This is a genomic window from Streptomyces huiliensis (assembly GCF_020037025.1).
GTDB lineage: Bacteria > Actinomycetota > Actinomycetes > Streptomycetales > Streptomycetaceae > Streptomyces > Streptomyces huiliensis.
This window is the reverse complement of record NZ_JAIQLH010000093.1, coordinates 26208-51027: the sequence shown is the minus strand read 5'-3', so window position 1 is coordinate 51027 and position 24820 is coordinate 26208. Positions and strand designations below refer to the sequence as shown.

The 24820-nt window shown below is 72.8% G+C and carries 20 protein-coding genes; 16 read left to right on the top strand and 4 right to left on the bottom strand.

What is annotated here, in order from left to right; translation table 11 throughout:
- Positions 1-864, top strand: an 864-nt coding sequence (locus JNW98_RS18390) for a cytochrome P450 (protein ID WP_223769342.1), incomplete at its 5' end; no start/stop codon positions are given.
- Positions 865-1017: 153 nt separating this feature from the next.
- Positions 1018-1986, top strand: coding sequence for an L-tyrosine/L-tryptophan isonitrile synthase family protein (locus tag JNW98_RS18385; protein ID WP_223769341.1), 969 nt, complete (start codon positions 1018-1020; stop codon positions 1984-1986).
- Positions 1987-2069: 83 nt separating this feature from the next.
- On the opposite strand, the gene JNW98_RS18380 is transcribed toward JNW98_RS18385, so the two are convergent.
- Both JNW98_RS18380 and JNW98_RS18375 read right to left on the bottom strand, forming a co-directional pair.
- Positions 2070-2960 (bottom strand): ABC transporter permease, encoded by an 891-nt coding sequence (locus JNW98_RS18380; protein WP_223769340.1) that lies wholly within the window; start codon positions 2958-2960, stop codon positions 2070-2072.
- Positions 2957-3955 (bottom strand): ATP-binding cassette domain-containing protein, encoded by a 999-nt coding sequence (locus JNW98_RS18375; protein WP_223769343.1) that lies wholly within the window; start codon positions 3953-3955, stop codon positions 2957-2959. Before JNW98_RS18375 ends, JNW98_RS18380 begins: the two co-directional genes overlap by 4 nt.
- A 289-nt stretch (positions 3956-4244) precedes the next feature.
- Between JNW98_RS18375 and JNW98_RS18370 the strand changes: the two genes are divergently transcribed.
- Both JNW98_RS18370 and JNW98_RS18365 read left to right on the top strand, forming a co-directional pair.
- Positions 4245-4586 carry a PadR family transcriptional regulator gene (locus tag JNW98_RS18370; RefSeq protein ID WP_223769339.1) on the top strand — a complete coding sequence of 114 codons (342 nt, stop codon included), beginning with the start codon at positions 4245-4247 and terminating at the stop codon, positions 4584-4586.
- Entirely contained in the window at positions 4583-5308 is a 726-nt protein-coding gene (locus tag JNW98_RS18365; protein ID WP_223769338.1) for a permease prefix domain 1-containing protein, read from the top strand. Before JNW98_RS18370 ends, JNW98_RS18365 begins: the two co-directional genes overlap by 4 nt.
- A 144-nt stretch (positions 5309-5452) precedes the next feature.
- Here JNW98_RS18365 and JNW98_RS18360 read toward each other — a convergent pair whose 3' ends face one another.
- Positions 5453-6154 carry an SDR family oxidoreductase gene (locus JNW98_RS18360; protein ID WP_223769337.1) on the bottom strand — a complete coding sequence of 234 codons (702 nt, stop codon included), beginning with the start codon at positions 6152-6154 and terminating at the stop codon, positions 5453-5455.
- A 534-nt stretch (positions 6155-6688) separates the two neighbouring features.
- Between JNW98_RS18360 and JNW98_RS18355 the strand changes: the two genes are divergently transcribed.
- From JNW98_RS18355 to JNW98_RS18315, 9 genes are all read left to right on the top strand, one after another.
- A complete protein-coding gene (locus JNW98_RS18355) occupies positions 6689-7972 on the top strand; it encodes an MFS transporter (RefSeq protein ID WP_223769336.1) in 1284 nt (427 codons plus the stop codon).
- A 96-nt stretch (positions 7973-8068) separates the two neighbouring features.
- Entirely contained in the window at positions 8069-9844 is a 1776-nt protein-coding gene (locus JNW98_RS18350) for a non-ribosomal peptide synthetase (protein ID WP_223769335.1), read from the top strand.
- Positions 9837-10598 (top strand): hypothetical protein, encoded by a 762-nt coding sequence (locus tag JNW98_RS18345; protein ID WP_223769334.1) that lies wholly within the window; start codon positions 9837-9839, stop codon positions 10596-10598. Before JNW98_RS18350 ends, JNW98_RS18345 begins: the two co-directional genes overlap by 8 nt.
- Positions 10595-12406 carry a non-ribosomal peptide synthetase gene (locus JNW98_RS18340; protein ID WP_223769333.1) on the top strand — a complete coding sequence of 604 codons (1812 nt, stop codon included), beginning with the start codon at positions 10595-10597 and terminating at the stop codon, positions 12404-12406. The genes JNW98_RS18345 and JNW98_RS18340 overlap by 4 nt, the downstream gene beginning before the upstream one ends.
- Positions 12403-13695, top strand: a complete 1293-nt coding sequence (locus JNW98_RS18335) for a cytochrome P450 (protein ID WP_223769332.1) — start codon at positions 12403-12405, stop codon at positions 13693-13695. Before JNW98_RS18340 ends, JNW98_RS18335 begins: the two co-directional genes overlap by 4 nt.
- Positions 13692-14468, top strand: coding sequence for a thioesterase II family protein (locus tag JNW98_RS18330; RefSeq protein WP_223769331.1), 777 nt, complete (start codon positions 13692-13694; stop codon positions 14466-14468). The genes JNW98_RS18335 and JNW98_RS18330 overlap by 4 nt, the downstream gene beginning before the upstream one ends.
- 29 nt (positions 14469-14497) lie before the next feature.
- A complete protein-coding gene (locus JNW98_RS18325; protein WP_223769330.1) occupies positions 14498-15712 on the top strand; it encodes a cytochrome P450 family protein in 1215 nt (404 codons plus the stop codon).
- Between the two features lie 37 nt (positions 15713-15749).
- Positions 15750-17570 (top strand): non-ribosomal peptide synthetase, encoded by a 1821-nt coding sequence (locus JNW98_RS18320; protein WP_223769329.1) that lies wholly within the window; start codon positions 15750-15752, stop codon positions 17568-17570.
- A complete protein-coding gene (locus tag JNW98_RS18315) occupies positions 17567-20803 on the top strand; it encodes a non-ribosomal peptide synthetase (protein WP_223769328.1) in 3237 nt (1078 codons plus the stop codon). Before JNW98_RS18320 ends, JNW98_RS18315 begins: the two co-directional genes overlap by 4 nt.
- Positions 20804-20871: 68 nt before the next feature.
- On the opposite strand, the gene JNW98_RS18310 is transcribed toward JNW98_RS18315, so the two are convergent.
- Positions 20872-21075: an MbtH family protein gene (locus JNW98_RS18310; RefSeq protein WP_223769327.1), complete on the bottom strand. Its 204-nt coding sequence runs from the start codon at positions 21073-21075 to the stop codon at positions 20872-20874.
- Positions 21076-21234: 159 nt separating this feature from the next.
- Here JNW98_RS18310 and JNW98_RS18305 point away from each other — a divergent pair, with 159 nt between their 5' ends.
- The 3 genes from JNW98_RS18305 to JNW98_RS18295 all read left to right on the top strand — a co-directional run bounded on the left by JNW98_RS18305 (position 21235) and on the right by JNW98_RS18295 (position 24790).
- Positions 21235-22725 carry a condensation domain-containing protein gene (locus tag JNW98_RS18305; protein WP_223769326.1) on the top strand — a complete coding sequence of 497 codons (1491 nt, stop codon included), beginning with the start codon at positions 21235-21237 and terminating at the stop codon, positions 22723-22725.
- A 73-nt stretch (positions 22726-22798) separates the two neighbouring features.
- On the top strand, positions 22799-24124 hold the full coding sequence (locus JNW98_RS18300; RefSeq protein WP_223769325.1) for a lysine N(6)-hydroxylase/L-ornithine N(5)-oxygenase family protein: 1326 nt from the start codon (positions 22799-22801) through the stop codon (positions 24122-24124).
- 21 nt (positions 24125-24145) lie between these two features.
- Positions 24146-24790 carry an FMN-binding negative transcriptional regulator gene (locus JNW98_RS18295; RefSeq protein WP_223769324.1) on the top strand — a complete coding sequence of 215 codons (645 nt, stop codon included), beginning with the start codon at positions 24146-24148 and terminating at the stop codon, positions 24788-24790.
- Positions 24791-24820: the final 30 nt, after the last annotated feature.

Sequence of the window (24820 nt, the reverse complement as noted above, 5' to 3'; positions counted from 1 at the left end):
TTCGACGCCGTGGAGGGCTTCGCCGCGCACTTCCCCTTCCGCGTCCTGGCCGAGGTCATCGGCCTGCCGGCCGACCTGGCCCGGGACTTCGATCGCGACTGGGGCAAGGTCGTCCAGCCCGTCGGCCCGAGCGACCCGCAGCGGCCCCGCTACGAGGGCCGGCTGCGCGCCCTGCAGACGTACATCAAGCGCGTCACGGACACCAAGCGCCGGGAGCCCGGCGACGACCTCCTCAGCACGCTCGTCGCCGCGCACGACGCGGGGTCGCTGACGACCGAGGAGACCGACTCGATCGTCTTCCAGCTGCTGGTCGCCGGGCAGGAGCCGGTCACCAACCAGATCACCACGGCCCTCGTGGCGCTGCTGCGCAACCCCGAGCAGCTGGAGCGGCTGCGGAAGTCCCTGGTCGAGGAGGACGGCGACCCGAACCTGCTCGTCCGCGCCGTCGAGGAACTGCTGCGCTACGACAGCGCCTTCGAGCTGACGACCTGGCGCTTCTTCGCCGAGGACACCTCGTTCCACGGCGAGACCGTGCCCGCCGGGGACTCCGTCATCGTCTCCCTCAGCGCGGCCAACCGGGACCCGCGGCGGTTCCCGGACCCGGACACCCTGGACCTGGACCGCAAGCCGAACCCGCACCTCGCGTTCGGCCACGGCATCCACTTCTGCCCGGGCGCGGCCCTCGCCCGCATCGAGCTGCAGACCGCGCTGCGGACGCTGCTGACCCGCCTCCCGAACCTCCGGCTGGAGGCCGGCTCGGGCGACGAGCTCCCGTGGGTGCACGCCGTGCTCGCCCGCGGCGTGAACCGGCTGCCGCTCAGCTACGCCCCGGACGAGGCACCGCGCTGCCCCTTCGGGCACTGACCACCACGAAGAACCACCACGCGAACCACCACGAAGAACCGACTCGGAGAAGCACCGAGAAGAACCACCACCCGCACCACCGAGCGACCCACCCAGGGCCCGAGACGGCGACCCCGCCCCGGGCCGATCATTCATCAGGAAGCGAGACCACCCATGCCCGCCACCACGTCGTCGGCGACCGCGTCCCTCACCGAGACCGCACATGCCGTCCTGTCCCTGCTCCTGCCGCACCGGCGGACCATCGAGGCGGACCCGGAGAACGACACCACCCACGACTTCCCGCATCAGATACGCCAGATATCCCACCACCTGGAACGTCAGCAGCCGATCCTCTTCAGCCTGCCCGGCTTCCCGTGCAAGTCGCCGAACACCGCCAAGGTGATCAGCCACCTGCCCGACGAGGGCGAGCGGCTGGCGCTGCACTTCCTTCAGGACCTCTGCACCCGTATCGAGAAGATCTATTCGCCCGGCGCGCGGGTCCTCATCTGCTCGGACGGCCACATCTTCGGTGACGTCATCGGTGTTCCGGACGAGCACATCGACGCCTACGGCGACACCCTGCGCACGATGATCGAGGAGGAGGGGCTGGACCACCTGGGCACCTTCGACCTGCGGGACGTGTACGGGCCGGACCTGGACTACGACGAGAAGCGCCGCCTGACGGCCGAGCGGTACGCGCCCACCGTCGAGCAGCTGCGCGCGGAGGTCAAGACCGACGACTCCACCCTCCGCATGTACCGCGGCATCACCCGCTTCCTCGTCGAGGACACCCCGGACTGGACGGGCAGCAAGGCCGCCCTCCAGCGCCAGTCCCGCCAGCGCGCCTACCACGTCATCGCCCGCAGCCGGGCCTGGGCCAGCCTGATCGCGGACTACCACCAGGACACCGTCCGGCTGTCCATCCACCCGCAGAACCGCAACGAGGCCAAGTACGGCATCAAGTTCCTCGACACCAACAACCCCTGGACCACCCCCTGGCACGCCACGCTCGTCGAGCACCCGGACGGGTACCAGCTGCTGCCCCACACCCGGGCCGCGGAGCTGGGCGAGCCGGTGACGGACAAGGGCCGGGTCACCCACTACCGCAGCAGCCTGCCGATGGCGGAGGCGTCGGAGGCGTAACAGGACCGTCCGCCGGGAACTCCGACCGCGGAGAGATCCGTGGCCGGAGTTCTCCGTGGTCGGAGTTCTCCGTGGGCCGGGCGCTACTTGCGCGCGTAGAGCCGCATCGTGACCGGCCCGAAGACCAGCACGAACAGGGCCGACCAGCCCAGCGTCCAGCCGATGTGCGCCGACGGCGTGGTGCCCTCCGTCAGGCCGCGCACCGCGCTGCACAGGTGCGTCAGCGGGCTGTTGTTGACGAACGCCTGGAGCCATCCGGGCATGGTGCGCGGTTCGACGAAGACGTTGCTCAGGAAGGTCAGCGGGAAGATCACCGCCATCGAGACGGCGATCACCGCCTTCTCGGTGCGGAGCAGCAGGCCGAACATCGTCCACAGCCAGGAGAAGCAGAAGCTGAACAGGAGGAGCAGCGCCACTCCCCCGATGACGCCGCCGGCCCCGCCGTGCGGCCGGTAGCCCATCACCAGGCCGATCGCCAGCATCATCACCGAGGCGAGGACGTACCGCAGCATGTCGCCCAGCAGGTAGCCCACCATGACGGAGGGCCGCCACACGGGCAGGCTGCGGAAGCGGTCCAGGACGCCCTTGGAGATGTCGGTGTTGACGGCCATCCCGGTGTACATGGTGATCATCACGACGGACGTCACCATGATGCCGGGCAGCAGGTACTGGAGGTACTCGCCGGTCGAGCCGGCCAGCGCGCCGCCGAACAGATAGGTGTACATCAGCACCAGCATCACGGGGAACGCCGTGACGTCGAAGAGCTGCTCGGGCACGTGCTTGATCCGCAGCATCGCCCGCCAGCCGAAGGCCAGCGACGTCGTCAACGCGTTGGGCCGCGGCGGGCGTTCGCCCGCGACGAGCGCGCCGATGAGCGCGTTCGGGTTCGTCGCGGGGCCGGGCGCGGCGGTCCCTTCCGGTCCGGTGCCCGCGCCGGATTCCGACCCCGTCCCGGGGCCCGTCACCGTGGTCATACCCCCACCTTCCCCGCCGCCCGGTCCGCGCCGGAGCCGTCGTCCGTCAGGGCCAGGAACACCTCGTCCAGGCTGGGCTGGCCGAGGGAGAAGGACTCCACGCCGATGCCCGCCCGGGCGAGTTCCGCCAGGGCCGTGGCGGCCTGTCCGGCCGCGGCGGCGCCGCCACCGCCCAGCCGTACGGTGAGGGCGACCGGGTCGTCCTCCCGCTGTGTGACGCCCGCGAGGCAGGCGTCCAGGACGCCGGCGGCCCGTTCCCGGCTCGCGGGGTCCTCCAGGCGGACGTGCACCGAGCCGGCGCCGACCGACGCCTTCAGCTCCGCCTTCGTCCCCTCGGCGATCACCCGGCCGCGGTCGATCACCGCGATGCGCGACGCCAGCCGGTCGGCCTCGTCCAGGTACTGCGTGGTGAGCAGCACGGTGGTGCCCTGGGCCACCACCGCGCGGACCATCTCCCAGACGTGGTTGCGGCTGCGGGGGTCGAGGCCGGTGGTGGGCTCGTCGAGGAACAGCAGGTCCGGGCGGCTCACCAGGGAGGCGGCGATGTCCAGCCGGCGCCGCATGCCGCCCGAGTACCCCTTGACCTGACGGCCGCCGGCCTCGCTCAGGCCGAAACCCTCCAACAGCGCCGCCGCCCGCTGCCGCGCTCCGCGGCCGCCGTAGCCGAGCAGCTTCCCCAGCAGCACGAGGTTCTCCGCGCCGGTCAGATCGTCGTCGAGCGAGGCGAACTGGCCGGTCAGCGCGACGCGGGCACGGACCCCTTCGGCGTCCTCCACCACATCACGCCCGAACACCCGTACCCGGCCGCCGTCCGGCCGGAGCAGGGTCGCCAGGATTCTCACGAACGTGGTCTTGCCGGCCCCGTTGGGGCCCAGCACCCCGTAGACGCCCCCCGTGGGGACCACGAGGTCGACGCCGTCCACGGCCCGCACCCCGCCCCCGAACACCTTTGTCAATCCCGCTACTTCGACCGCCGCACCGCTGCCGGTCATCATCGCGGCCACCCCCCTTCCGTGTGCAGTAACCGTCCCGAATCCCTCGCTCCGCGCAGGTCCATCCCCATCCTTCCGGCCGGGCCCTCCGAGGATCCGGCTCGCCCAAACTGCCCTTCGCCGCCCGCCAAATCAAGTGTTCGGGACGCGGTCAACGTGCCGGGGCGGAGAGGTGGTTCACGGGAAGTCCACCAGGAACCGACGTGCGCCGCACCCTACACCCCCACTCTGTCAATATGTTGGCTGGAAATACATAGCACACCGACAAGTCCCCTGAGTAGCCTGTCTACTTATGAGGCAGAACGCTGTACGGGGACATCTCGACGGGCTGCTGCTCGCCGTGCTGGAGACCGGCCCGCTGCACGGGTACGCGGTCATCACGGCGGTACAGCAGCGCAGCAACGGCATGCTGGAGCTCCGCACCGGCACGATCTATCCGGCGCTCAACCGCCTGGAGCGGCTGGGGTTCCTGCGGAGCACCTGGGAGGCCGACGGCGAGCGGCGGCGGCGCCGCTACGAGCTGACGGACGCCGGCCGGCACACGCTGGCCGCCGAACGGACCGCCTGGCGCGAGTTCACCACGGCGATCGGCTCCGTCCTCAACCCGGCCGCGCGCCCGGGGCTCGCCTCATGATCGCCGACGACCCGCGGCCCTCCCCCGGCGGCGGCGCGCCCACCGCCCTCGACACGCCCCGCGACCCCGTCGAGGACCACCTCGCCGCCCTCGGCGCGGCGCTCCACGGCCCGCCCGCCGCCAAGGCGCGGCTGCTGGAGGAGCTGCGCGGCGGCCTGCAGGACTCCGTCGCGGCCTACGTCCAGGCGGGCGTGGACCGGGACCTGGCGGCGGAGCTCGCCGTCCGCGACTGCGGCGCGGTGGACGACCTCCTCCCCTCCTGCCAGCACGAGCTGACGATCGCCCAGGTCCGGCAGACCGCCCGCGCCACCGCGACGGCCACCCCGCTCCTGTTCGGCGCCTGGTACCTCCTCCACACCACGGCCCCCTCCGGAGCCTGGCACCTCACGCACACGGCGCACCTGTTGGCCACCCGGCTCACCACCTTCACCGCGCTGGCCGCGCTCCTGGCCTTCGCCGTGATCGCCCTGACCGGCACCCTGGCCCGCTGGATACCGACCCCGTCCCGGCTCCCCCGGACGGTGGCCTGGACGAGCACGGTGGTCACGGCGTCCATGGCGGTGTGCACCCTGGTCCTCGCCACCACCATGCCCCTCACCGACCACTGGCCCCTCACCACTCTGGCCACCCTCCTCACCGCCGCCTCCCACGCCGTCACCGCGGGCCCCGCCCGCGCCAGCCGCCTCTGCGCCCGCCTGCCGGTCCCGGCGCTGCGGCCCTGAAATCCGCCGCGCCGGCGGCCGGGACGGGACTGGGACGGTGAGCGCGAGCCGCCGCCGACCACCGCTCCGGCCCGCCGGCGCGGCGCGCGGGCCACGGCTGACGCGATCACCGTGGAGCGGGCCCGCGGACTCGGGCCGAGGGACTCAGAAGTTGGGCAACACCTTGATCAAGCCCACGTTGACGCCGGCCGGCTTGGACACCGCCCAACTCACGCAGTCGGCCACGTCATCGGCGCTGAGCGGCTGAATCTCCCCATACGCCTCTTCGGCCTTCTTCGCGTCACCGCCGAACCGCACGAGGTTGAATTCCGTGCGCACCAGGCCGGGGGCGATCTCGGTGACCTGAATCGGCGTACCCTCCATCTCCTTGCGGAGGGTATCGGCGACCGCCACTTGACCGTACTTCGCCGACGCGTAGCCCGCGGCGCCGGGATACGTCTGGTACCCGGTCAGCGAGGTCATCACGATGATCCTGCCGTCACCGCTCGCCATCAAGGCGGGAAGCAGCTTCTGCGTGACACGGATCGTGCCCAGGACATTGGTCTCGTACATGCGGAGACAGGCTTCCGGATCGAGATCGGCAATCCGGTCCACGCCCAGTGAACACCCTGCGTTATTCACCAGCACTTTACAGTCGGGCACCGACTCGGTGAACTCCGCGACGGACCGGGCATCCGTGACGTCCAGTCTGACCGCTCGCCCCCCGATCTCCTCCGCCAAGGCTTCGAGTCTGTCAACTCGGCGTGCGGCGACGACGACCTCGAATCCGTCCGAAGCCAGACGGCGCGCGGAAGCAAGCCCAATTCCACTACTGGCACCGGTAACAACAGCTATGGGTTTGGCCATGCCCGTAGATCCTGCCCTACGCATCCGGCATGGCGCCACGGGTCGCCGGCCTCTCCTTAGGTGAAGGGACCGAGCGTCGGGATAAATGGTGGCTTTCCGCGCAGCATGTGGTTTCACCCACCGCAAGAGGCCGCCCTGACCACTTCCATGGACAAGTTCCGGCCACTTGCTTCCCCGGATGCCGGCCTCTTCGGCCACCGGTCCGTCGGCATCCTCACCGCGGGAGCACCGGATCCAACCGGTTGACATTCGGACAAGGCATGACGATACGTGAACCACAGGCGGCCGGTCGGCCACGGAGTGCGGCGGCTCCGCCGTGGCCGGAAACCGACGGGATCTTCTCCCTCGATCCGCAGAAGGACGCAAAAACCGGCCCATCCCGGCCACGACGATCACTGTTGACGACGGTCGTGCGGGATACGTAGGCTCCCGACGGCAAAGCAATGCGTTTCCGCCACACGAAAGGGCTTTCGTGTCAGTGCGTGCAGTTGCTCCGCGGGACCCCTTTCCCATGGCGGCCGGGTCTGGCCGCTGATGGGACCTCGGGGGCGTTTCTCAGTATTTCGTGACCGTGATTTCTCCGTCTTCTTCGCCGGCTACGTCACGTCCAATATCGGCACTTCCATGGCGTCCGTGGCGCTTGCATTCGCGGTTCTGCACAATAGGGGATCCCCCACGGACCTGAGTCTCGTACTCGCCGCCCGCATCGTCCCGATGGTGCTGTTCCTGCTGGGCGGCGGCGTGCTCGGCGACCGGCTGCCGCGACGCGTGGTGATGCTGGTGGCCGACTCCGTCCGCGCCCTCAGCCAGGGGACCCTGGCAGTGCTGTTCTCGGTCGGGTCCGTGCCGTTGTGGGCGGTTCTCGCGCTCGCCGCCTGCGGTGGGCTCGGCGAGGCCCTGTTCCGGCCCTCGTTCGACGGCCTGGTCCCGCAGCTCGCCCCCAAGGACCGGCTGCCGGAGGCCAACTCGCTCCTCGGGATGGCCCAGTCGGCCGCGAGCGTGGGGGGGCCGGCTCTCGCGGGCGTACTCGTCGCGGTGACGTCGGCGGCCACCGTACTGCTGGTCGACACCCTCAGTTACGTGGTCAGCATCGGCGCCTTGCTCCTGTTGCGCGTCGGCGACCGCGCCCCCGGCCTCGGCAACAGCTCCATGGCGGCCGAACTGCGGGCCGGCTGGCGGGCCTTCACGGCCCACACGTGGCTGTGGACTGTCACGCTCCAGTTCACCCTGTTCAACCTGCTCGTCTGGGCGCCCTACCTGGTCCTCGGCCCCGTCTCGGCGGACCGCCACTACGGGGGACCCGAGGCCTGGGGCTTGATCGTCGGCACGTTCGGCGGCGGTTCCCTGCTCGGCGGCCTGTTGCTGCTCGGCCGGCGGCCGTCCCGTCCACTGGTCGTCACCACCCTGATCACCTTCCTGTGGGCGGCGCCCTCGGCTGCCCTCGCGGCCCGCGCGCCGCTGTGGACGGTGTGTGCCGCGGCGCTCTTGGCCGGTGTGTCGAGCGCGGTGTTCAACAGCCTCTGGATGACGACGATCCAGCAGCACGTCCCCGCGGACAGCCTGTCCCGGGTGATGTCGTACGTGACCTTCGGCGCCTACTCGGTGGGGCCGATCGGGCTCGCCCTCGCCGGCCCGCTCGCGGAATCCAGCGGCATCGGGGTGGTACTCGCCGTCGGGGTCGGCTGGCAGGTTCTCGCCAATACGGCCGTCCTGACCCTTCCGGCCGTACGGAACCTGCGTGCGCCGGATCCGGATCCCGATGCGGGCATCGCGGCGAATCCGACCGAATCCGCCGCGTCCGGCACACCGGCGACCTGACCCATCCCTTCTCCTTCCTTCCGCCGCAGCTTTCCGAAACGGGGGATCACGGTGACCGCACAGAGTCCTCTTTGTCATGCCCATTCAAATAAAACGGTGTGGGATCTGATACGTCAGACGAGTGCGCACCAGCCCGACGCGGTAGCCCTGACCGACGGAACGCGCCGGTTCACCTACGCGGAACTGATCGCGGCGGCCGCCCGCGCCGCACGGCTCCTGCGTGACGCGGGCATCCGGCCGGGAGACACCGTGGCGCTGTGCTCGGCCCGTTCCGCGGACCAGGTGCCGGCCCTGGTCGGCATCCTCGCGGCCGGAGCCGCCGTGGCGCCCTTCGACGTGCGCCAGGCCGCCGCGGCCGTACGCGAGAACGTGGCGCGGCTCGCGCCCGCCGCCGTCCTCGCCGACGCCGAGGGAGCGGCGTTGTTCCCTGACGCGCTCCGCCTCGACGGCCTGTCGTCCGCGGACCGGGGCCCGGATCCGGCGGAACCGCCGGGCCCTGGGCCCGAGGACCTCGCGTACGTGCTGCACACCTCCGGTTCCTCGGGACGGCCGAAGCCGGTGCAGGTGCCGCACAGTGCTGTGCAGAATCGTTTCTTGTGGGGGCAGTCGCGCTACCCCATCGGCCCCGACGACACCGTCGTCCACTGGGGATCGCTGGTTTTCGACTGCTCGTTCTGGGTGGTGCTCGCCCCCCTCTGCTTCGGCGCCACCCTGCTCGTCGCCCCGGAAGGCGCCGAGGCCGACCCCCGGGAACTGGCGGCCTTGATGGACCGCCACCGGGTCACCGTGATGCACTCCGTCCCCTCCCTGCTGCGGGAGTTCACGGCCGAGGGCGGGGCCGGCGCCCTGGCGTCGCTCCGCTACCTGCTGATCGCGGGCGAGCGGCTGCCCGGCGACCTGATCCGCCGGGTCCTGGAGCTGACGGGTGCCAGGATCTTCAACCAGTACGGCCCCACCGAGACCTGCATCGACGTCCTCACCCACGAGATCGGCCCCGGGGACGAGGCGCTGGACGCCATGCCCATCGGCCGCCCCCTCGACGGTGTGCACGCCGTGATCGCCGACGAGACCGGCGTTCCGGTCCCGGTCGGTACCCCGGGTGAGCTCCTGATGGGCGGTGCCTGCGTGGCCTGGGGGTACGCGGGAGCGGCCGCCGCGACCGCCGAGCGCTTCGTGCCCGACCCCTACGGTTCCCCGGGCGGCCGGCTCTACCGGACCGGCGACCTGGTGCGTGAACGGCCGGACGGAGCACTTGAGTTCCTCGGCCGAGTGGATCACCAGGTCAAGATCCGGGGGGTCCGGGTGGAGCCCTCCGACGTCGAGCACGCCCTGCTGCTGCACCCCGAGGTCGACCAGGCGGCCGTGGTCGCGGTGGAGGACCCGCGGCGCGGCGGTGTCCGCCTCGCCGCCCACCTGGTGACCGGCGAGCGGACGCCCGACGACGCCGCGCTGCGCCGCTTCCTCGCACAGCGCCTGGTCTCCGCCGCCATCCCCGAGACCTACCGGCGGCACCGGTCGCTCCCCCGGCTGACCAGCGGGAAGATCGACCGTCTGGAGCTGGCCCGGCAGGCCGCCCAGGATCCGCCGGCCCCGGACGGGGAGCCGCCGTACCAGGCCCCGCGCACCGAGACCGAGCGGGCCGTCGCCCGGATCTGGCAGGACCTGCTCCGGGTGGAACGCGTCGGGCGTGACTCCGACTTCCTGTCGCTGGGGGGACAGTCACTGCTCGCCATGCGGATGATCGCGCGGGTCCGGGCCGGGTTCCGGGTACGGCTGTCGGCCCGGACGGTGTTCGACGCGCCGACCGTGGCCCGGTTCGCCGCCGTCGTGGACGCGGCGGTCACCGAGCGGGACGGGGCCGGTGTTGGCTGAGCGACAGGAGCTTCGGATCCCGGCCCGGTACAACGGGCCACCGGACTCCGGGCACGGCGGGTACGTGTCCGGCCGGTTCGCCGCTCTCGCGGCCGCACACCAGGGCGCGACCGCCACCGTGACCCTGGCCGAACCCGTCCCGCTGGAGGAGCCGCTGGCCTTCCGCTCCGGCACCCGCCGGTCGACGGTGACGCACGGCACCCGGCTGATCGCCACGGTCGCGCCCGGCCGCACCCCCGCCGATCCGCCGCCCGCCGTCGACCCGGCCACCGCGCGGCGCGCCTCGGCCCGCTTCACCGGCCGGGCCGGCCACCCGTTCCCCACCTGCTTCGCGTGCGGGGACGGCCGACCCGACCGGGACGGCCTGGGACTGACCCCGGGGCCGGTGGACGGGCTGCCGGGAACCGTGGCCACCCCCTGGACCCCGGCCGACGAGGAGGGGGCCGACGGCGGCCCGGTCCCGGCCGAGCTCGTGTGGAGTGCGCTCGACTGCCCCGGCGGCTGGACGGACGACCCGCTGTCCCGCCCCCGGCTGCTGAGCCGCATGACCGCCGTCGTCCTGCGCCCGCCGCGGGCCGGTGAACCGTGCGTGGTGGTGGCCAGGCGCGGCGCCGCCGACGGTCGGCTGCTCCGGGTGGACAGCGCCCTCTACACCGCCGCGGCGGAGCTGCTGGCGAGCGCGACCGCCACGTGGACCGCGCTCGCCCGCCCCGGCACCGACGTCTCGAACCCGCCAGGAAAGGACACGGCATGAACCAGCACCACGGCCCCGCGGTCCGGGACGACGGCCGGGCCACCGTGCACGGCCGCTTCACGGCCCAGGCTCGCGCGACCCCCCGGGCTCCGGCGCTCAGCTGCGCCGGCACCGTGCTGACGTACGCGCGGCTGGACGCCGCGGCCGACGCGCTGGCCGCCCGGCTCCGCAGCCTCGGCGCCGGACCGGCCCAGCCGGTGGGCGTCCGGCTGGAGCGCTCGCCGGAGCTGGTCGTCGCGCTGCTCGCGGTGTTGAAGACCGGCGGCTTTTACGTGGCGCTGGACCCCGGCGAGCCCGCCGTACGGGCGGCGGCGCTGCTGCGGGACTCCGGTGCCGGATTGCTGCTCACCCGGCCGGAGGCGCCAGCCGAACTGCTCGCCGAGGCGAAGCCGGTGTACGTGGATTCCCTCGACGCCGCGGACCCGCCGGTCGGCACCGCCGCCGTGCCGGCGCCGGTCCCCCCGGGCGGTGACCGGGACCCGGCGTACCTCGCCTACACCTCGGGCACCACCGGGGAGCCCAAAGGCGTGCTGGTGCCGCACGGCGCGGTGCTGCGCCTGGTCCGGGACAGCGACGTGCTGCCGGTCGGGCCCGGGGACGTGGTGCTGCACCTGGCGCCCGCCGCGTTCGACGCGTCGACGCTGGAACTGTGGGCGCCGCTGCTCAACGGCGCGCGGCTGGCGGTGTTCCCGGCCGGCGAGGTGACCCCGGAACGGCTCGCCGAGGTGGTCGAGGCGGAGGGGGTCACCGCGCTGTGGCTGACCGCCGGGCTGTTCCACCTGGTGGCGGAACGTCCCGACCCCCGGCTGGCGGGGGTCCGCAGGCTGCTCGCGGGCGGCGACGTCCTGTCGCCCCGGCACGTGGACGCGATGCTCGCGGCCTTCCCCGGGATGACGCTGGTGAACGGTTACGGCCCCACCGAGAACACGACGTTCACCTGCTGCCACGCCATGACGGAGGCGGTCTCCCCCGGCCCGGTGCCCATCGGACGCCCGATCCCCGGTACCGAGGTGCACCTGCTCGACGAGCGGCTGCGCCCCGTGGCCGACGGCACGGTGGGCGAGCTGTACGCGGGCGGCTCCGGTGTGGCCCACGGCTATCTGGGCCGGCCGGCGGCCACCGCCGTACGGTTCGTCCCGGACCCCTTCTCGGACGTCCCGGGCGCCCGCCTGTACCGCACCGGCGACCTGGCGCTGCGGCGGCCGGACGGGGTACTGGAGTTCCACGGACGGGTGGACGAGCAGGTCAAGATCCGGGGATTCAGGGTGGAACCCGGCGAGGTGGAGGCGGCCCTGCGCGCGCTGCCCGGCGTCGGTGACGCCGCCGTCGTCGCCCGGGCCCGGTCGACCGGAGAGCGCGCCCTCGTCGCCTACCTGACGGGGGACCGGCCGCTGCACCTTCCCGGCGTACGACGCGCCCTGGCCGAACGGCTGCCCGCCCACCTGGTGCCCGGCTCCTTCGTCCGGTTGGACGAGCTGCCGCTCGGCGCGAACGGCAAGGTGGACCGGCGGGCCCTGGCCGCGCGCGAGGAGCGCGCCAGGCCCGAGACCGACACGCCGCTGCGCCTGCCCGAGAGCGAGCTGGAGCAGTGGCTGGCGCAGCTCTGGTGCGACGTGCTGGAGATCGATCAGGTCGGGGTGGACGACGACTTCTTCGACCTGGGCGGGCATTCCCTCGTCGCCGCCGCGATCACCGGGGAGATCGGCAGCGCCCAGGGCGTGTTCGTCACCGCCCGGTCCTTCTACGAGAACCCCACCGTCGCCGAACTGGCCGCACTGATCGAGGAGTTGGGAGAGGTGACCCGATGAGGATCGGCCGACCCGGACACACCGCGGACGTCGAGCTGGACACCGTCGACCTGGCCGACCCCGAGTTGTACGCCTCGGGTGACCCGCACCGCCTCTGGCACGCGCTGCGCGAGCGGGACCCGGTCCACCGGCAGACCCTGCCCGACGGCCGGTCCTTCTGGTCGGTGACCTCGTACCACGACGTCAACGACGTGCTGCGCGACCACACCCGGTACACCTCACAGCGCGGCACGCTGCTGTCCATCCTGGGATCCGCGGACCCGGCCGGCGGCCTGATGATGGCGGCCAGCGACCCGCCCGTGCACACCGCGTTGCGCGAGCCGATGGGCAAGGCGCTGTCGGCCCGCGCCCTCGCGCACTGGGAACCGCGCATCCGCGAGGTGGTGCTGCGGCTGCTGGCGCCGCTGGCCGACGGCGTGCTGGACCTGGCGCAGGCCGGCACGGCCTTTCCCATGGCGTTCACGGGCGCGCTGATGGGCCTGCCCGAGGAGGACTGGGCCCGGCTCGCCCGGCTGACCACGATGGCGATCGCTCCCGAGGACCCGGCGTTCCAGGAGGGCGGCGGGCACACGACCCTGCTCTCCGCCCACCACGAGCTGTTCGAGTACTTCGCGCGGCGGGTGCGCGCCGTCTCGGCCGCGCCCGGTGACGACCTCACCGGTTTCCTGCTCCGGATGAAGGCGGACGGGCGCCCGCTCAGCCAGGCCGAACTGGTCTACAACTGCTACAGCCTGCTGCTGGGGGCGAACGTCACCACCCCGCACGCCCTGGCGGCGACCGTGGTCGCCTTGATGGACCACCCTGACCAGTACCGTCGGCTGCGGTCCGAGCCGGCGCTGGTGCCCAGCGCGGTGGAGGAGGGGCTGCGCTGGTCCTCGCCCGCCAACCACTTCATGCGGTACGCCGTCGCGGACACCGAGCAGAACGGCGTACGCATCGCCCGCGGCGACGCCGTGGTGGCCTGGCTGGGTTCGGCGAACCGGGACGCCTCGGTCTTCCCCGACCCGTACCGCTTCGCCGTCGACCGCAGCCCGAACCGGCACGTGGCCTTCGGCTTCGGGCCGCACTACTGCATCGGGGCACCGCTGGCCCGTATCGCCCTGCGCGTGATGTTCGAGGAGATCGTCCGGCACGTGGCCGAGTTCCGGCCCGCCGGGCCGGTCCGGCACCTGAAGTCCAACTTCGTGGCCGGGATCAGCTCCCTGCCCGTGACGGCCGTCCTGTGCGACGGCGCGGGAGAAGCCCTGGCGGCCCACGCGCCGCTGCCCCGTCCGGAGGTACTCGCATGACCGCGCGGCAGAGCCCGCCGAAGAAGAGGAAGTGGCTGCTGCGCACGCCGAGCGCGGACGCCCCGGCCCGGCTGTTCTGCTTCCCGTACTCCGGGGTCGGCGCGTCGATGTACAACCGGTGGCCCGACCGGGTGGGGCCGGCCGAGGTCTGCCGCATCCAGTTGCCGGGCCGCGAGAACCGGGTGCGGGACGAGCACTTCGGCACCTACGAGGCGCTGGCCGACGGGCTCGCCCAGGCCCTGCTGCCCCACCTGGACCGGCCGTTCGGCTTCTTCGGCCACTGTGGCGGGGCCCTCGCGGCGTTCGCGACGGCGCACCGGCTGGCCGAACTCGGCATGCCTGTCCCCGACCTGCTCTTCGTCTCCTCCCAGGTGGCTCCGCACGAGGGCCCGTACGGCCGCTACCTCACGATGGACGAGGCGGAGCTGCGGATCGAACTGGAGCGCCTCACCCGGATCATGGGCTCGGAGCCGGTGCCGGATCTGATCGATCTGGGACTGGGCGTCATGGTGGCGGACCTCGCGGCGAACCGCGCGTACCGGACCCCCGAGCCGGTCGTCCTGCCCACCCGTATCCGCCTGCTCGGCTGGCGCGACGACCAGGAGGTCGAACCGGAGCGCATGACCGGCTGGGCGGCGTGTGCCCCGGCCGGGCAGTGCGAGCGGACGGTGCTGCCGGGAGACCACCACGCGTTCCTGAGCGCCCCCGGCCCCCTGGTCGACGAGCTCGCCGACGGCATGGCCGGCGCGGTCGCCGCGGCGGCGTCCCACTGAGCACCGAGAGAGCCAGAAGAGAGGAACCCGTGGCTTCCGACCCCTATGTGTCCGGCTCGCTCAAGGAGACCGGCGACCCCGATCCCTACGCCAACTACGCCTGGCTGCGCGAAAACGCCCCGGTCAGCGAGATCTACACCCCGCACCGTGCGGGAACGACCTGGCTGGTCACCACGTACGAGCTGGCCCGTGCCTGCCTGACGGACCCGCGGCTCAGCAACGACGACCGCAACTCGGCGCTCCCCCCGTCCGCGTTCGGCAGCGGCGAGTGGGATCCCGCGCGCGGCCTGCTCGACCTGGACCGGCCCGAACACGCCCGGCTGCGGCGGCTGGTGGCGGGCGCGTTCAGCGCGGGGGCGGTCGAGCGGATGCGGGAGATGATGGCCCGCGTCACCCATGAGGCCGTCGACACCATGGCCGGCCTGGACGGCTGCGACCTCGTGGAGCGCTTCTCGCTGCCGGTCCCGGTGGCGATCATTCACGAGGTGCTGGGGATCCCGCCGGAACAGCGCGAGTCCCCGGCACACTGTCTGGACCTCTTCTACCACACGGGCCTGACCGACCCGCTGGACGTGGACAAGCTGGCCGAGCTGCTGGAGTACACGGCGAGGCTGGCCGCGTACAAGCGGACCCATCCGGGGCCCGACGTCGGCACCCACCTGGTCCGGGGCCTGGAGTCGGGGGAGTTGCGCGACGAGAACGAGCTCGCGGCGATGATCCTGTCCGTGCTGGGCGCCGGGCATGTGACGACCGTGCAGTTCCTGGGTACGGCGGTCTACCGGTTGCTCCAGCACCCGGACCAGCTGGCGGCGATCCGCGCGGGAAGGATCGGCTGGCAGTCCGCCGTGAACGAGCTGCTGCGCTACGACGCCCCGGTCCAGTCCACGGTGTACCGCTACGCCAAGGAGGAGATGGACATCGGCGGCGTGCGGATCGGCAAGGGGGACGCGCTGCTGGTGTCGCTGGCCGCGGCCAACCGCGACCCGGCCCGCTTCACCGATCCGGACGTCTTCCGCGCGGACCGCGAGGGGCCGGGCCACCTCGGCTTCGGCCACGGGGCGCACCTGTGCCTGGGCGCTCATCTGGCCCGGCTGGAGGGCGAGATCGCCCTGGACATCCTCTTCCGCCGGCTCGACGGGATCGAGTTGGCCGTCCCCTTCGACGACGTGGTGTGGACGTACGGGCCCATGCTCCGTGGACCGCGTGCGCTGCCGGTGCTGCTGCCCACCACCACGGCTCGCTGACCCCCCACAACGACGAGATCAAGATCTGGAGTGCGCCATGGCAGGAGAGCAGCAGGCGGCCCCGGGCCGGACGGCCCGGACGGTGCTGGAAGGCTTCGACGTCTGGGCCGCCAAGGCCCCGGACGAGCCCGCCGTCGTCTCGGGTGGCACCACGCTCAGCTACCGGGAGCTGGACGAGGCGGCCGAGTCGCTGGCACGTGACCTCCGGGCGCTGGGGGCCGGGCCCGAGACCGTGGTCGGGCTGTGCGTCCAGCGCGGGACCGGGCTGGCCGTCGCGGTGCTGGGGGTGGTCAAGGCGGGCGCGGCGTACCTGCCGCTGGACCCCGCGCACCCGGCGGAGCGGTCCCGGGCGGTGCTGGCCGACGCGGGGGCGCGGCTGGTGGTGACGGACCGGTCGGTGTCGGCCGGTACGGACGCCGAAGGCTGGGGAGGGGCCCTGGTGTACGAGCTGGACGGCGAGCGTCCGGCGCCGGCCGCCGCGGCCCCGGGCGGTCCGGACGACGCCGGGCCGGCGGGCGAGGCCGACCGGCTGCTGTACGTCATCTACACCTCGGGGTCCACCGGGCGGCCCAAGGGCATCGCCATGCAGTGCGGGCCGCAGATCACCCTGCTCGACTGGTGCCGGGAGCACTACGCCGAGCGCCCGGTCGCCCTCCAGTACTTCCCCGTCACCGCCGACGTGGCATTCCTGGAGCTCATGTCCACCTGGTGGCTGGGCGGTTGCGCGGTGATCGCCACCGAGCTGGAGCGCTACGACGTCGAAGCGCTGGCCGGTCTGGTCGAACGGCACGCCGTGACCAAGGTCCTGCTGCCGGTGGTCGCGCTGGACGAGCTCGCCCGGTACGGCGGGACCGCCCCCGACCGGCTGGCCACGCTCCGCGAGTTGATCACCACCGGCGACCGGCAGGTGATCACTCCGGCCATCCGCGAACTGTGCGACCGGTCCCCCGGGATGTTCCTCGACAACCACTACGGCTCGACCGAGGTGAACGTGGTCACCGCGCCCAGGCTGACGGCGCCGGCCGCCGAGTGGCCCGACCACCCGCTGACGGGACGGCCCATGTCCGCCGCACGGATCTACGTACTCGACGCGAACCTCTCGCCCGTACCGCCGAACGTGCCGGGGGAGATCTACGTCGGCGGGGGGCCGCCGGCCCGGGGGTACGCGGGCCGGCCGGGCCTGACGGCCGCCGCGTTCCTGCCCGACCCGTACGCGGGGGTGCCCGGCGCCCGGATGTACCGCACCGGGGACCTGGGGCGGTGGCGGCCCGGTGGGGTGCTGGAGTACCTGGGCCGGGCCGACTTCCAGATCAAGCTGCACGGCTACCGCATCGAGCCCGGAGAGATCGAGGCCCTGCTGCGCGACCGCCCGGATGTGGAACGGGCCGTCGTGCTCCGGATCGGTGAGGGCCGGGACGCCTACCTGGCGGCGTATCTGATCGCCGACGGAGAACCGCCGGCCCCGAGCGAGTTGCGGGAGTACCTCGGGCTACGGCTGCCCGCGCCGATGGTGCCGAGCGGCTACGTCTTCCTCCCGGAGTTCCCGCTGACCGACACCGGAAAGGTGGACCGCAAGGCGCTGCCGCTCCCGGACGGCGGCGGGCCGCGATGGGTCGCGCCGCGTGACGAGACCGAACGGACCGCCGCGGAGGTGCTGGCCCAGGCCCTGGGCCGGGACCGGATCGGCGTCACCGACGACTTCTTCCGGTTGGGCGGGCATTCGCTGCTGGTCACCCAGGTGGTCCACCGGCTGCGCGCCGCGCTCGGGGTACAGCTCCCGCTCCGGGCGGTCTTCGAGCGCCCGACCGCCGCGGCACTGGCGGAGGAAGTGCGCCGGCTGCGCGAGGAGCGCGGATGACCACGACGGCGGCCGGCGAGCCGGCCGGGCAGCCCGTGCTGTCCTTCGCCCAGGAGCGGCTCTGGTTCCTGGACCAGCTCTCCCCCGGCGAGTCCGGATACCTGACACCCTTCAGCCGCCGGCTGGACGGCCCCGTCGACGCGGACCTGCTGGAGCGTGCGCTGCGGGCCGTGGCGGAGCGGCATCCGGTGCTGCGGTCGCGGATCGACGCCACGGGCGGCCGACCGGTCCCCGTGGCCGAGCCCGCCACGGCGGTGCGGCTGGAGCGTGTCGACCTGAGCGTTGAGCCGGAGCCGGAGCGGGCCGCCGAGGAGGCCGTACGGGCGATGCTGGACACGCCCATGGACCTGCGGGTGGCACCGTGGCTGCGGGCCGCGCTCTTCCGGCTGGGCGAGGGCCGCTTCCTCTTCCACGTCCAGGTGCACCACATCGCCTTCGACGGGGTCTCCCGGGGCATCTTCGAACGGGAGCTCTCGGCGCGGTACCGGGCGCTCGCGGGTGGCCGCCCGGCACCGGCGCTCGCGCCCGGCCCGGACTACGCCACTCACGCGGCCCGGCAGCGGGCCTCGCTCGGGCCCGCCGAGCGGGAGCGGCTGCTGGCCCACTGGCGGGACGCGCTGGACGGTGCGCCGCACGTGCTGGAACTGCCGTCGGACCGTCCGCGCCCGGCCCGGCCCGGCCCTCGGGCGGGGCTGGTGGACTTCCGGATCCCCGAGGAGGTCACCGCCGCCCTGTACCGCGTCGCGGAGGCGCACCGGACCACCCTGTTCTGTGTCGGTCTCGCCGCCTACCAGCACCTGCTGGGCCGGTACGCCGATGTCCGGGACGTCCTGGTGGGAGTGCCGTTCGCGGGCCGTGAGGACCCGGCGGTGGAGCAGGTCATCGGGTTCTTCACGCACTCCGTGCCGCTGCGCGGGGAGTTCGGCGGGTCGACGTCGCTCGACGACCTGAGCCGGCAGGTCAGGGACCGGGTGCTGGAGGCGCTGGACCATCAGGAACTGCCGCTGGACCGGCTCGTGGACGGGCTCGGCGTGACCCGCGAGGCCAACCGCAACCCGTTGTTCCAGCACTGGTTCGACCTGGCGGATCCGGAACTGGACCGGCCGGCGCTGATCCTGCCCGGTGTCCGGGTCCGGCAGGTCCCCGTCACCGAGACCACCACCCGCTTCGACACCGAACTCCATCTGCGGCCCTCCGGGGAGGGGCTGGCGGGGCGGCTGCTGTACGCGGCGGACCTGTTCGACGAGGAGACGGCCGAGAGGCTGGCAGGGCACTACGCCGCGCTGCTCGCCGCGGCGGCCGCGGAGCCGGGCCGGCCGCTGGACTCGATCCCGCTCACCGGGGCCGGGCCCGAGCGCGCGCGGCTGCTGGACCTGGGCACCGGACCCGCCGTGCGGCGCGGTCCGGCGACGGTGGACGCGTACGTGGACCGGACGGTGGCCCGGTTCCCGGACGAGGTGGCCGTCAGCCACGACGGACGACAGCTGACATATCGTCAGCTCGACCGGTGGTCGCGGCGGATCGCCCGCGTGCTCGGGGAGCGCGGGGCCGGGCCCGAGAAGGTGGTCGCGGTCTGTCTGCCGCGCGGGCCCGAGTTGGTCTGCGCCCTGCTGGGCGTCGTCCGGTCGGGGGCGGCCTACCTGCCGGTGGATCCGGACCTTCCGGCCGAGCGGGTCGCGTATCTGCTGCGCGACTCCGGAGCGACGACGGTGCTCGGGGACGCCGTGGCCGAGAAGCTGACGGGGATGGCCGGGGACCGCCTGGTCCGCGTCGACGAACTCCTGGGCGGGGACGGTCCGGGCGGCGGGCCCGAGGGCGGGGCGGTGGAACCGGCGGCCGGACCCGTGGCCGGGGACCCGGCCGCGGCACTCGATCCCGACCGGCTGCTGTACGTCGTCTACACCTCCGGCTCGACCGGACTGCCGAAGGGCGTCGGCGTCACCCACCGGACCTTCACCCGGCTCCTCGACTGGCATCTGGACCGGTACCCGGTGGCCGCGGGCGTGGCCACGGCGCAGACGGCCGGTGTCTCCTTCGACGCCGCGGCCTGGGAGATCTGGCCGGCCCTGGCGAGCGGTTCGCGGCTGGAGGTGTGCTCGGCGGAGGAGGTGCGCACTCCGTCCCGTCTGCTCGACCGGCTGGCCGGCTCGGGCACCGGCACGGCCTTCGTCCCCACCGCGCTGGCGGAATCGCTGATCCGGGAGCCGCTCGACCGGCGGACCCCGCTGCGGCGGCTGCTGACCGGCGGCGACGTGTTCCGGCCGCGCGCCGGCGACTCCCCGGGCGTCCCGGTGTTCAACCACTACGGCCCGACCGAGAACACCGTCGTCGCCACCGCCACGGACGCGCTCGCGCGGCCTTGGCCGGACCGCTCCATCGGCCGTCCGATCGCGGGGGTGCGGGCCTACGTACTCGACGGCCGTCTGAACCTGGTGCCCCGCGGAGTGCGCGGCGAGCTCTGGCTCGGCGGTGCCCTGGTGTCGCGCGGTTACCCGGGACGGGCCGGGCTGACCGCCGAACGGTTCGTGCCCGATCCGTTCGCCACGGAGCCCGGAGCACGGATGTACCGCACCGGGGACCTGGTGCGGTGGTCCGCCGACGGCACGCTGGAGTTCCGGGGCCGGGCGGACGGGCAGCTGAAGATCAGCGGCTACCGGGTGGAGCCGGCGGAGGTGGAGGTCGTGCTCCTGCGCTGCCCGGGGGTCCGGGAGGCGGTGGTGACCGCGGCGGCGGGCCCCGACGGAACCCCGGTACTGGCGGCCTACGTGGTGTGCGGGTCCCCCGGTCCGAGCGACGCGGAGCTGCGCTCCCGGCTGCGCCGGGAGGTGCCCTCGTACCTGGTGCCCTCCGTCTTCGTCCGGCTGGACGGCCTGCCGATGACGGTCGGCGGCAAGGTCGACCGGAGGGCGCTGCCCGCGCCGCCGGCGGCCGGAGTCCGTCCTGCGGTGGCCCCGCGGACCGCGGCCGAGTCGACGGTCCACGGCCTGTGGCGGGAGGTGCTGCCCGGGCGCGCCCCCGGCGTCGAGGACGACTTCTTCGCCTCGGGCGGCACCTCGCTGTCGGCGGCCCGGCTGTCGGTACGGGTCCGGGAGGTCTTCGGGATCGCCTTCCCAGTCCGTGCGGTATTCGATTTCCGCACGGTCGCCGAGCAATGCGCCGCAATCGAGGAACTCGTACTCGAATCGATTTCCCATATGACCGAGAGCGAAATAGACGCCGCCCTGAACCCCTGACACGGCCACCGAAAGAAACCGCCGCGACATCATGTCGCGGCGGTCTCCGGAATGCCTCGGCAATTAATTCAAGAGGCAGTCTTCGCGTACTTCGCCCGCACGCTCAGCGGGGTGATGTCAGTCCAGGTCCGGTCAATGTGGGCAAGGCACTCCGCCCTGCTTCCGGAGACGCCGACAGCCGTCCAACCTGCCGGAATGTCCATCTGAGTGTCCCAGATCGAGTACTGCTCCTCGTGATTGACGACAACCTGGTAGACGCGATCGTCGGCCATTTCGGAACCTCCAGGGCAAGTGACACGGGTGCTTTATCGGCGATGCAGCATAATCAGCCGGCCGATCATTTGTCGAGGGGTATCGAAATCCCTTGTGCTGCTTGTTCGAGCAGAGTACCGTCCGGCATGCCGAATCATCGATCAAAACGGGAGAAGAATGTGACGGGCAATCTCTCGGACGCCGCCCGTGTACTCATGGAGCGGCGGCTGGCCGGGCTCTCGGCGCCCATCCGCGAGGCGCCGGCCCCACGCCCCGAGCGTCCGCCGCTCGCACCGGCCCAGCGCCGGCTGTGGTTCATCCACCAGCTCACCCAGGGCGGTCTGGCCTACAACGTGCCGACCGCGTACCGGCTGCGCGGCCCGCTGGACACCGAGGCGCTGGAACGCGCGGTCCACCTCGTGGTGCGGCGGCACGAGGTGCTGCGCACCTGCTACCCGGCCGACGAGGAGGGCGAGCCGTTCCAGCGCGTGCTGGACGCCGATGCCGACGCCCGCGGCCGGACGCCGGTGGCCCGGCACGACCTCGGCTCGGCGCCCGACCCGGTCGCCGCGGCCCTCCGGCTCGCCGGCGAGGAAGCCGACCACCGGTTCCGGCTCGACACGGAGGGCCCGCTGCGGGTGTGGCTGGCCCGGCTGGGGCCGGACGACCACGTGCTGGGCATCGTGGTGCACCACATCGCGTTCGACCGGGAGTCCCTGGCGATCCTGGCCGGTGAGCTCTCCGCGGCCTACCGGGCCGGGACCGGTGCCGGGGCCCCCGAACTGCCCCCGCTCGAAGCCCAGTACGCGGACTTCGCCCTCTGGCAGAACGGGCTGGCCGGCACCGCGGAGTACGAGCGGGAGCTCGGCTTCTGGCGGGAGGCCCTGGACCGCGTGGCGCCCGTACTGGAGCTGCCCGCGGATCACGAGCGGCCGAAGGAGCCGACGTACCGGGCGGGTGAGGCGGCGATCCTCGTCGACGCGGAGACCGCGGACCGGCTGCGGGCCCTGTCCGCCGAGCGCGGCGCCTCCCTCTTCATGACGTGCCTGGCCGCCTTCCAGGGACTGCTGTCCCGCTACACCGGGGTGACCGGCCTCGCGGTCGGCTGCCCGGTCAACGGCCGGATGAAGGTGGCGTACGAGGGACTCATAGGGTTCTTCGCCAACTCCCTGCCGATCGGCGTCCGGCTCGATGACGACCCGGCGTTCGGCACGATGGTGGACCGGGCGCGGGAGGCGCTGCTGTCGGCCCACGCGCACCAGAACGTGCCGTTCGACCGGATCGTGCGGGAGCTGTCGCCCGTCCGCGACCTCAGCCGCAATCCGCTGGTCCAGGTCTGGTTCGACCTGGACGCGGGCGCCACCGGCACCGCGGCGGACCTCCTCGACCTGCCGGGGGTGAGCGCCGAGTACTTCGCCGAGGGGCGGGTGCGGACCAGGTTCGACGCCGAGACGCACCTGGGGGAACGGGCCGACGGGACGGTCGCGGGCCGACTGCTGTACGCGCGGGACCTGTTCGAGGCGGCGACGGCGGAGGCGTTCTGCGAGCACTACACGAACTTCCTGGCGGCGGTGGCCGCCGACCCGGAGCTCCGGCTGTCACGCGTGCCGATCTTCTCCGCGCGCCAGCGGTCCACCCTGCTGGACGACTGGAGCGTCGGCACCGGGTGACGTGCCGGACGGTACGGACATCGGTCGAGGCTGAACGGAGGCTGTGGTGGAAGGTGCGGGAGCGGAGCGGACCATGAGGCACACGGATACGGCCCCGACGGGTGGGCAGGGCGCTTCCGACGAGGACGCGTACGACGTCCTGGGCGTCGGCTTCGGCCCGGCCGGCCTCGCCCTCGCCGTCGCGCTGCGCGAACATCCGTGGAAGGACGCGAAGGCGGCCTTCCTCGAACGCCGGCCGCGCTTCGGCTGGCACCCGGGGATGCTCATCGAGGACGCCACCATGCAGGTGAGCTTCCTGAAGGACCTGGCGACCCTGCGGAACCCGGTCAGTCCGTACGGCTTCCTGAGCTACCTGCACGAGCGGGGCCGGCTGGTCTCCTTCGTCAACCAGAAGGACTTCTTCCCCACCCGGCTCGAATACCACGACTACCTGGAGTGGGCCGCCGCCAAGTTCTCCGACCTGGTCACGTACGGCACCGAAGTGGTCGGTGCGACGCCGGTCCGGGACGGCGACGAGGTCCGCGCCCTGGACGTGACCGCCCGCGAGGTGGCCACCGGCCGCACCACCACCCTGCGGACCCGCAACCTCGTGGTGGCGACCGGCCTGGTCCCGCGGATGCCCGCGGGCATCACCGCCACGGACCGGATCTGGCACAGCTCCGAGCTGCTGCACCGGCTCGCCGCACTGGACGGCCGGGAACCCGGGCGCTTCGCGGTGGTGGGTGCCGGGCAGAGCGCGGCCGAGGCCGTCGCCCATGTGCACTCCCGCTTCCCCGGGGCCGAGGTCACGGGCGTGATCCCGCGGTACGGGTACAGCCCCGCCGACGACTCGCCGTTCGCCAACCAGGTCTTCGACCCGGACGCGGTGGACGAATTCTACGACTCCCCGCCGGGCGTGAAGGAGCAGTTCTACGCCTACCACGCCAACACCAACTACGCGGTCGTGGACCTGGATCTGATCAACGACCTGTACCGGCGCATGTACCGCGAGTCCGTGCGCGGCCGGCGCCGTCTGACGATGCTCCCGATGAGCCGGGTCACGGAGGCGACCGAGACCCGGGACGGCGTACTGCTGCGCGTCACCCGGGCGATGGCGGACCGTACCGAGGAACTCGCCGTGGACGTGGCGGTGTTCGCGACCGGCTACGGCCCCATGGACGCCGCGGCCGCTCTCGGGCCGGCCGCCGACCTGTGCGAGCGGACCGGCTCCGGTGCTCTGCGCGTCGCCCGCGACCACCGCGTGGAGACCGGCCCCCGGGTACGGGCGGGCATCTACGTCCAGGGCGGTACGGAGCACACCCATGGCATCTCCGCCTCCCTGCTGTCGAACATCGCCGGGCGGGCGTGGGAGATCACCGAGTCGATCGCCGCCGGGCGCCGGCTCCCCGCATCCCGATGACCCGAGCGCGGAAGGATTCCCATGTACGTTCCCGACCACTACCGGCCCAAGGATCCCGCCTGGCTGCTCGACGTCATCCGCGGCAATCCGCTGGCCACCCTGGTGAGCAACGGTCCCGACGGCCCGCTGGCCACGCACCTTCCGGTCATCCCGGACGAGCCCACCCTCGCCCGGGGCACCGGGGACACCGGCCTGGTGGGGACCCGCTTCCACGGCCATCTGAACCGGAGCAACCCGCACTGGTCCGCCCTGGACTCCGCGCTCCCCGCGCTGCTGGTCTTCCGGGGGCCGGGCGCCTACGTGTCCCCCACCGTGTACGACGTCACCCCCGCCGCACCCACCTGGAACTTCGTCGCCGTGCACCTGCGCGGCACGATCACTCCGCTGCCCGGTTCCGACGAGACCCTCGACGTGATCCGGGCCACCGTCCGCGCGTACGAACGCGATCACGGCACCGGCTGGGACATGACCGAGTCCGTCCCGTACTTCGAGCGGATGCTGCCCGGTGTGGGCGCCTTCCGCTTCGACGTCACGGCGGCCGACGCGATGTTCAAGCTCAGCCAGGAGAAGCCGGACGAGACGCGCGACCGCGTGGCGGAAGCGTTCGCCTGTTCGGGCAGTGGGCCGGGGCGCGATGTCGCCGCCGCGATGCGGCACTACAGCTGACCGCGGGCCCCAGCTCATCCGCCGAACAAG

What these genes read in the sequence shown, in the direction of transcription:
- JNW98_RS18380 (WP_223769340.1), bottom strand. Translation starts at nt 2,960, where the DNA reads ATGACCACGGTGACGGGCCCCGGGACGGGGTCGGAATCCGGCGCGGGC.
- JNW98_RS18320 (WP_223769329.1), top strand. Translation starts at nt 15,750, where the DNA reads ATGGCAGGAGAGCAGCAGGCGGCCCCGGGCCGGACGGCCCGGACGGTG.
- JNW98_RS18340 (WP_223769333.1), top strand. Translation starts at nt 10,595, where the DNA reads ATGAACCAGCACCACGGCCCCGCGGTCCGGGACGACGGCCGGGCCACC.
- JNW98_RS18375 (WP_223769343.1), bottom strand. Translation starts at nt 3,955, where the DNA reads ATGATGACCGGCAGCGGTGCGGCGGTCGAAGTAGCGGGATTGACAAAG.
- JNW98_RS18335 (WP_223769332.1), top strand. Translation starts at nt 12,403, where the DNA reads ATGAGGATCGGCCGACCCGGACACACCGCGGACGTCGAGCTGGACACC.
- JNW98_RS18330 (WP_223769331.1), top strand. Translation starts at nt 13,692, where the DNA reads ATGACCGCGCGGCAGAGCCCGCCGAAGAAGAGGAAGTGGCTGCTGCGC.
- JNW98_RS18300 (WP_223769325.1), top strand. Translation starts at nt 22,799, where the DNA reads ATGAGGCACACGGATACGGCCCCGACGGGTGGGCAGGGCGCTTCCGAC.
- JNW98_RS18355 (WP_223769336.1), top strand. Translation starts at nt 6,689, where the DNA reads ATGGGACCTCGGGGGCGTTTCTCAGTATTTCGTGACCGTGATTTCTCC.
- JNW98_RS18385 (WP_223769341.1), top strand. Translation starts at nt 1,018, where the DNA reads ATGCCCGCCACCACGTCGTCGGCGACCGCGTCCCTCACCGAGACCGCA.
- JNW98_RS18365 (WP_223769338.1), top strand. Translation starts at nt 4,583, where the DNA reads ATGATCGCCGACGACCCGCGGCCCTCCCCCGGCGGCGGCGCGCCCACC.
- JNW98_RS18315 (WP_223769328.1), top strand. Translation starts at nt 17,567, where the DNA reads ATGACCACGACGGCGGCCGGCGAGCCGGCCGGGCAGCCCGTGCTGTCC.
- JNW98_RS18370 (WP_223769339.1), top strand. Translation starts at nt 4,245, where the DNA reads ATGAGGCAGAACGCTGTACGGGGACATCTCGACGGGCTGCTGCTCGCC.
- JNW98_RS18360 (WP_223769337.1), bottom strand. Translation starts at nt 6,154, where the DNA reads ATGGCCAAACCCATAGCTGTTGTTACCGGTGCCAGTAGTGGAATTGGG.
- JNW98_RS18295 (WP_223769324.1), top strand. Translation starts at nt 24,146, where the DNA reads ATGTACGTTCCCGACCACTACCGGCCCAAGGATCCCGCCTGGCTGCTC.
- JNW98_RS18310 (WP_223769327.1), bottom strand. Translation starts at nt 21,075, where the DNA reads ATGGCCGACGATCGCGTCTACCAGGTTGTCGTCAATCACGAGGAGCAG.